Genomic DNA, 8,120 nt, shown 5'->3' with positions numbered 1-8,120 from the left:
GGGTTGGTGGTGGGCTGGGAGCAGGATGCAGGTTGCAAGTTACAGGGGGTTGGGGTGTGAGGTACTGGCGTGGGTGGGTTGTTTCGGCTTACGCCGGGACGCCTCCAATTTTCTACTATGTTTTTGATCTGAGAAAAATTCATTATATTTGGACAAATTTGCAATTGAACTGAAAATATGCCTAAAATATTTGTTCCAAGGTTAATAACCGACGAAGCACTGGCTTCTTTTAAAGAATTTCCAGTACTTACTATTAGTGGACCACGGCAATCAGGTAAGACAACACTTGCCAGACATCTATTTGGTGGTCTGGCGTATTTCAATCTGGAAAATCCCGACACATTAGAATTAATAACTTCAGATCCCAGGGCTTTTTTAAACAGAAATTCTAAAGGAGCTATTTTAGATGAGATACAGAAAGCACCGGAATTATTATCTTACATTCAGACAAGCGTTGACGAGAATCCTGAATGTAAGTTCATCTTAACAGGAAGCAATCAGTTTTCCATGCTTGAAAAGATTACCCAGTCAATGGCTGGCAGAACAGCAATATTAAAATTGCTGCCTTTTTGTTTGGATGAAATATCAAAAGTATCTCCGGATCTGTTAGCAGAAGAATTAATTTACAAAGGAGGGCTTCCTGTAATATATTCAGAAGGTCGGGATCCTGTCAGAACATACAGAAACTACTACGAAACATATATAGAAAGGGATGTCAGATCACTGATCAATATAAGAGATCTATCTCTTTTCAGGAAGTTCATGAGACTGTGTGCCGGACGGACAGGTCAGATTTTCAATGCAAGTCAGTTGGCCAACGAAACAGGTGTGGCAGTGAATACGATTAAATCTTGGATTTCTGTGCTTGAGACTTCATTTATCATATACATGCTTCCTCCATGGTTCGATAGCATAACAAAAAGGCTTATAAAATCGCCTAAGTTATATTTTTATGATGTAGGGCTTGCTTCATACCTCCTGGGGATAAGAAATGAAAACCATGTCCAGCGAGACCCGTTAAGGGGTGCGCTTTTTGAAAACCTGGTTATGAATGAATTGATTAAAAGATATTTCAATTCCGGATTATCCCCGGAAGTATATTTTTACCGTGATAAAAACGTTAATGAAATTGATGCTTTACTGAATCAGGCGCGGAAATTCATACCTGTTGAAATTAAAGCATCAGAAACATTTCATGGCGATTTCCTGAAAAACCTGAATTACATTCGCAAGATCTATCCCAATCGCATCATCCGTTCCATCTTGGTTTATGCTGGCCAGGAAGAACAGGAAAATGAAGACATCAGCATCATCAACTATAAGAAGCTTTACCATAAAATCAAACCATGAGTTTGCAAATGTCAATATGGAATATTATGTGGTAAATAAGGCTGTAGGAGGGGATGCCCCGTCCCGGCTTACGCCGGGATGACGCGGTAAGCATAATAAAGAAAAACAGCGGCGGCGGCCGCAGGCCGCCGCCGCTCCCTTTATTTTACTCGCCGGCCCGTCATCCCGCTGAGCGAAGCGAAAGCGGGATCTCATGGATGTTATGCGCCGTACCGTCATCCCGCTGAGCGGAGCGAAAGCGGGATCTCATAGATATTATGCGCCGTACCGTCATCCCGCTGAGCGAAGCGAAAGCGGGATCTTGTGGAGGTGCTGGGTTACTGGGATGCTGGGGTACTGGGTTACTGGGAATTAATGATAATATGTGTAAATCTATGTAATCTGTGTTTGAGAATATCCTATTAATGGTTTATTGCCGAATGTTATTTGTTGATTGTTAATATTTTAGATGAAGAATGTTTTATGTATTTTGAGAAGGGAGGTGAAAATACAAAATTTGCCTTGTTGTGAAAGGGCATTTAGTATCCCTAAACTGTACATAATTCCCTTAAATCCTGTTCCATTTGCTCAACGATTACCGGGAATAATTCATTGATATGTCTTAAGGAATCTTCTACTTCATGGGTCAGGGTTTTATCGTATTTTAAATTGTTGATGATTTTCAAATCGTTCATCAATGATTCGATACGGAGGAGAACAAATGAGGACTTCATAATATGCGCCATATCGGAAACTCTGTCAAGGTCCCCCTCCGAATAATACTTGTTCATCCTTTCCAGGTATCCCGGGGTTATTTCCAGGAACTTTTGCAGTGAACTTCTGATCATAGCTTCGTTATTGCCAAAAGTTCTTTCCAGGATGCTGAGATCATAGAACTTGCCATTATCCGATCCGGTTTTCAGGCTATCCTGGCTATCTGGAAGATTACGAATTTCAATTATTTCTGCGATCTTTATGATAATATTCCTGGAGTCGGGAGATTTTAAGATCAGATCGTCCATTCCCTCTTCCTTGCACATTCTGATCGTTTTTGGGTTGTCATTGCTTGAGTATCCTATAATAACCGGATCATTACCGAATTTTTTTCTGATTATCCGGGTGGCAGTGATACCATCCATTTCCGGCATATTCAGGTCCATCAGGATAAAATCGTATTTCTTCATCGAAATACTTTTGATTGCTTCAATACCGTTAAAAGCAAGATCACTATTGCAATCGTGTTGTGCCAGGATATTCTGGGTAATTTCAATGATGGTTTCATCATCATCTACGATTAGGCATTTTTTTCCGGATAGTATTTTGCTTGCTTTAAGGAATTTCTGCTTGTCGTTATCGGAAATTGCAAGCAGTCCGTTCATTTTTTGGATCAATTCTTCCTTTTTAAAAGGCTTCAGCATGTATCCATCCATTCCGGCGTCGAAACATGAATTCAATGTTTCTTTTACTGCTTCAGCGGTAAGAGCAATTATCGGGACATTACTTTTTAATTTTTCGCGTAATATCCTGGTAGCTTCTATACCTCCCATATTCGGCATTCTCAGGTCCATCAGGATGAGGTCGTACTGCTTTTCCTTGTTTTTTTGTATGGCCTCGAGCCCATCAGTGGCTATATCTACACTACAACCTTCATTGACCAGGATTTCATAGCCAATTTCCATATTCAGCGGGTCATCTTCCACAAGGAGAACCTTTAATCCTGGAGTAAAAAGCTTAATTTTTTCCCTTTTAAATGAATTGGTTGCAGAGGAATATGGCCGGATATTAAACTCCAGCGTGAAATAGAAAGTGCTGCCTTCTCCTTTGTGACTGTTTACCTTTATGTTTCCTCCCATCAGGGAGACAAGACTTTTGGTAATTGCCAGGCCCAATCCGGTACCACCGTATTTCGAATAAATATGGTCTTCCTCTTGCTTGAAGCTTTCAAAGATCTCTTCCTGCTTTGCGTCATCAATCCCGATTCCTGTATCTGAAACCTGAAAAAGGATCTCATAATGTTCGTCAGATTCATTCACCAAGGTGCAATTGACGGATACTTCACCCTTTTCCGTGAATTTAATGGCATTACTCACCAGATTTGTGATGATCTGGTTAATCCTTTGCTTATCTCCGATGATCTGTTTTCTGATCCGCGGATCAACAATACAGTTGATTTTGAGCGACTTAGTATCGGCATTGATCTGTAATGAGGCAACCAGCTTTTCAATATCGGTTTTCAGATCTAAAGGCACATAGTCCAGATTGAATTCCCCTGCTTCAATTTTCGAAAAATCCAGGATGTTGTTGATGATTTGCAAGAGATTGTCTGCTGAAACCCCTATTCTTTTATGGTACTTTTTCAGGGTTTCAGGAATTCCTTTATCCGCCATGATATTCAGGTTCCCGATTATGGCACTCATGGGGTTTCTGATCTCATGACTCATGGTTGCAAGGAAAGTACTCTTTGCCTTATCTGCTTTTTCTGCCCTTTCCTTTGCTTCTTTCAGTTCGTTCTCTGCTCTTTTTCTATAGCTGATGTCCCTCATCGTTCCGACAATTTTCTCAGGATCACCATTTTGGTCGTATTGCAGGTGTATGGAAAATGAGGTTGGAATATGATGTCCGTATTTGTTTTTCAACATCACTTCATAATCATATAAAACTCCGTTATTCTTGAATAATTCAGAAATAAGCTTCGATCTTTCCTCTATATTCGCATAAAAGTCTGTTAATTTTTTTCCAATCAGTTGTTCCCTGGTATAGCCTGAAATTTTCTTTATGGATGGGGTAATTTCCAGGATGGTGGCATCACCCAGGCTGACCTCGGCATATACATCCGATAAGGTCTCAAAAATGCCCCGGTATTTTTTTTCACTTTCCCTGATATCCTTTTGAATACGCTTACTTTGCGTAATATCATTGATTAATACAAGGGCTGCTTCAACGCCTTTAAAATTCATTATCCTTGCACAGATAGTTACATCAACATCCTCTCCGCTTTTCTTTTTATTTCTCCATTCTACTTCTTCGATATCGGCAGGAGAACTTTCAGTGATTGAAGAGCTGTAGGTAAAAATATCTCCCGGAATAAAAGCCGAGGCGCTCATAGTTTTGAGTTCACTGAACCTGAACCCGTATTTGTTTTTGAAAGCATCATTGGCAGCCATGATCCTGTATGTTTTCACTTCGATGATGATCATGGGAAGAGGATTGTGATCGAACAACAGTTTATGCTGTTGCTCCGATTTCATTCTTTCTTCGGCCTCAAATACGGAAGCCTCATGGCTCAGATTTGCTTCCAGGGAGGCTGTAAACTTCCTGATTACTTTTATAAGCTTGCTGATCTCAATTTTATCCATCATGCCTTCATCACGGGAAGAATGCAGCTTCAGGACACCGAAATCACCCAATCTGAACAGGATAAGATTTCCTTGTTCCGTAAAGTTTTCGGTTAGCATTTCATAGTAGTTATCCTGGGTATGATAAACCGGACAGACATCTTTAAATTCAACTGCTTTAAAAACTGGGTGCAAAACAGGAATTGAGTTTTCAGAGATATTGACTTCCGGGTTTGCATAGATCAGGCTGGCCATCCCGTTATCTGGCTTCCCGGGCAGGTATTTATTTTTTATCCACACGGATACGAAATCAAGACTCTTTTTGGCCATGAGCTGCTTCAGGAAAATATTGCAGTTTTCTTTAATGTTTACCGATTCACCTATTGAAAGGGATAACTCGTATAGAGTTGAAATGTCCCTGATAATGTTGTCTTTCATGGTGTATATAGTTTTAATCGAGCAACCCGACCACAATGGTCTTATTCAGAAACTCAAGGTATCCCTGCTGGGCGGCAATTTCACCCAATGTAAGAGCTCCTTTTAATAGCAGACCGGGATTGGCTTGCTGGATCGCATTGTGTACTTCATTAATTTCAGTGTTATAGGCATCCTGCAGGAACAAAACCCTTGAGATACAGTCGAAGACAATCGCATGATTGGCGGTGGATTGTGTTTCGAGACAATTAAGGGTTGCATTCCTGGCAGCTTCCGTCAGTAATGTGCTTTCTCCTCTAAGTATTGCCAGGACAGAGTTTTCTGGGACTTCCCCCACGCAAACCAGTGCGCCGTCATCATTTACCGTTATTGGATCACGAACTATACATTCGGTCCGTTCACGCGAGATCCCAAATGGATATGCTTTTGATACATCGAAGAAGTTTTCGCCGGTAATAACCCTTCCTGAATCATTTTCCACAACTTCTTTATATACACTGAAAGCGTTTTTCCAGTTGAGCTCGTAAATAGTGTTTTTATGGGTTTTGGTTGCAATAAATGGGCCGTCGACCCTGGCCCATCCATGCTGTACACCAAGGCGGCCGGGCGAATTGATGATGGCCACAACGGCAGCATCCTGATGGATCCCCTGGTTCGTGATCAGGCAAGGTTGTTGCTGCAGGCTCATTGAACCCGCTCCCCCTCCGATGTAATTCACAGAGTTTCCAAGTTTATGGTAGAGATTCGATAGAAAATGGGAGATATTCGATGCCAGCCCGTCAAGCAATACCACTGCCGTGAGTTTGTCCCCGCTTTTTACAATGCTTTCATGATTCCTGAACATAAACCCGTCATCACCCATGTTTTTAACGATCACCGGCTCCGAAACGACCGGTAACCTGCTCACAAGAACCCCTTCTTCAAATTTTTCGTTCCCATATAATATTCCGGGGAAGATCCCGCCTATGAATTTCCAGTTTTTTCTGTTCATAGCAGATACCAACTCTTCCAGATCGGGATGTTCCTTTTCCGCTATCATCACCATCAGGATTTCACCCTCTGAAGGTGCAATCGTTTCCATTTGCTCTGTTATCCTGCTTATTTCCTTTTCTCTTATATACATTTTTAAATATTTTGGCATATATCTATATCCAAAAACGTTCCATTTTACATCTAATTATTTAAAATGCAGAATAACAGGAAGATAAGGATGATTTTCGTTGAAATTATTTTCCCAAAATGAAAAAAATGTCTAAAAATGGTACAAAAAGAAAAAGAATTGCTTACGGCATGGCTTTCAGAGATTGTGTTTTTTGATCATTCGGTAAATGGTTGATTTGCCGATATCCAGTTTTTCAGCCACGGTGATGGCATTATGGTTATATTTTTCCAGGAAATGCTTAATGATCTGGACAGTATAGTTTTCCAGGGTTGTCTCCATATTCAGGAAACCGGTAGGGGGTTCGGGGGAATGAAAGGAGATTTCGCCGGCCTCGATCTGGTTGTTATCCGACATAACTACGGCCATTTCGATGATGGCTCTCAGTTCCCTTACGTTTCCCGGGAAATGGTAGGAAAGTAGTTTTTCCTTGGCTTCCCTGGAGAATGAATAAGTTTTGAAATTGTTTTCTTTACAGAAGTTATCTGCAAAATATCTTGCCAGTTGCAGGATGTCGTGTCCCCTTTCCCTGAGGGCAGGAAGGTTTATAGGTATGCCCAGAATTCTGTAGTACAGGTCCTTTCTGAAATTGCCGGCCCGGACTTCATCTGCAAGGTCTTTATGGGTTGCGGTGATCACTCTCACATTGAGTTTGATGATCTTATTGCTTCCAATTCTTGAAATTTCTCTTTCCTGGAGGGCTCTAAGGACTTTAGCCTGCATATTCATGCTCATATCGGCAATTTCATCAAGCAAGAGGGTACCGTTATTGGCTTCTTCGAACTTGCCAGTTCGTCTGGCGCCGGCTCCTGTGAAGGCCCCTTTCTCATGACCGAACAATTCACTCTCGATAAGTTCTTCGGGGATGGCACTTACATTGACAGGAACAAATGGATTTTTCCTGCGTGATGAGTTATAATGTATGCTTTTGGCTATCAATTCTTTTCCTGTGCCGGTCTCACCGTAAATAGAGATATTGATGTTGGAGTCGGTAGCCTTTTTCATGATCGAAAAGACCTTTTTCATTACCTCACTGTTTCCTATAATCGCACGGGAGAACTCATATTTGCCTCCCATTTCATCTTTCAGTCTGATGTTTTCCTCTCTCAGCTCAAGGTTTTCTTTAAGTATCCTGAGCACATTCCAGAGTCTGTCGAGGGCATCCTCATCCTTCACGATATAGTCGTAGGCACCTTCTTTGATCAGGTCGACAGCGGTGGCGACTTCCCTTTGTCCGCTGATAATGATGACAGGTATTTCAGGAAACCTCTTTTTGATCCTGCGCATGCACTCCAGTCCGTTCATATCCGGGAGCGAGTAATCGAGGGTGATGACCGAAGGTGCTTTAAAAAGGTTTTCCAGGCAGGAAGAAGCATCATGAAACTTCTCAACCTCATAATCGGGATTTTTCAGCAGGTAATGCTCAATGATCCCTGCATACCAGGTATCATCTTCAACAACAAAGATCTTAAGACTGCTCATGGCATGGTTGTTTTTGGGATTATACGATCAAAATGGGAAAGGGTTGTCGGGATGGGAAAGGGATGTCCCGGCTTACGCCGGGATGCCCCGGTTTCCACCGGGGTGACGGGGTAGCAGATCCCGGCTTACGCCGGGATGCCCCGGTTTCCACCGGGGTGACGGGGTAGCAGATCCCGGCTTGCGCCGGGATGACGGCGGGATGCCTAACAAAAAACAGCGTAGGGCGGCGGGCGAAGCCCGCCGCCCTACGCCCTTTCTAATCACACGGGGTACCGTCATCCCGCTGAGCGAAGCGAAAGCGGGATCTCATGGATGTGCTGGGGTGCTGCCCCGGTTTCCACCGGGGTGACGGGGAAACAGATCCCGGCTTACGCCGGGAT

Annotated in this window: 4 protein-coding genes; 1 reads left to right on the top strand and 3 read right to left on the bottom strand. The window is 42.5% G+C overall.

Annotation, left to right across the window (positions count from 1 at the left end; translation table 11 throughout):
* Positions 1-177: 177 nt before the first annotated feature.
* Positions 178-1,350 carry an ATP-binding protein gene (locus tag KKA81_11435; GenBank protein ID MBU2651539.1) on the top strand — a complete coding sequence of 391 codons (1,173 nt, stop codon included), beginning with the start codon at positions 178-180 and terminating at the stop codon, positions 1,348-1,350.
* Positions 1,351-1,877: 527 nt separating this feature from the next.
* Here KKA81_11435 and KKA81_11430 read toward each other — a convergent pair.
* The 3 genes from KKA81_11430 to KKA81_11420 form a co-directional block, all read right to left on the bottom strand.
* On the bottom strand, positions 1,878-5,102 hold the full coding sequence (locus KKA81_11430) for a response regulator (GenBank protein MBU2651538.1): 3,225 nt from the start codon (positions 5,100-5,102) through the stop codon (positions 1,878-1,880).
* Positions 5,103-5,115: 13 nt separating this feature from the next.
* Positions 5,116-6,222 (bottom strand): FIST C-terminal domain-containing protein, encoded by a 1,107-nt coding sequence (locus KKA81_11425; GenBank protein MBU2651537.1) that lies wholly within the window; start codon positions 6,220-6,222, stop codon positions 5,116-5,118.
* Between the two features lie 174 nt (positions 6,223-6,396).
* A complete protein-coding gene (locus tag KKA81_11420) occupies positions 6,397-7,740 on the bottom strand; it encodes a sigma-54 dependent transcriptional regulator (protein ID MBU2651536.1) in 1,344 nt (447 codons plus the stop codon).
* Positions 7,741-8,120 lie beyond the last annotated feature (380 nt).

The sequence above is a fragment of the Bacteroidota bacterium genome, from assembly GCA_018831055.1.
GTDB lineage: Bacteria > Bacteroidota > Bacteroidia > Bacteroidales > B18-G4 > M55B132.
The sequence above is the reverse complement of the archived record's forward strand: the minus strand, read 5'-3'. Positions and strand labels throughout refer to the sequence as shown.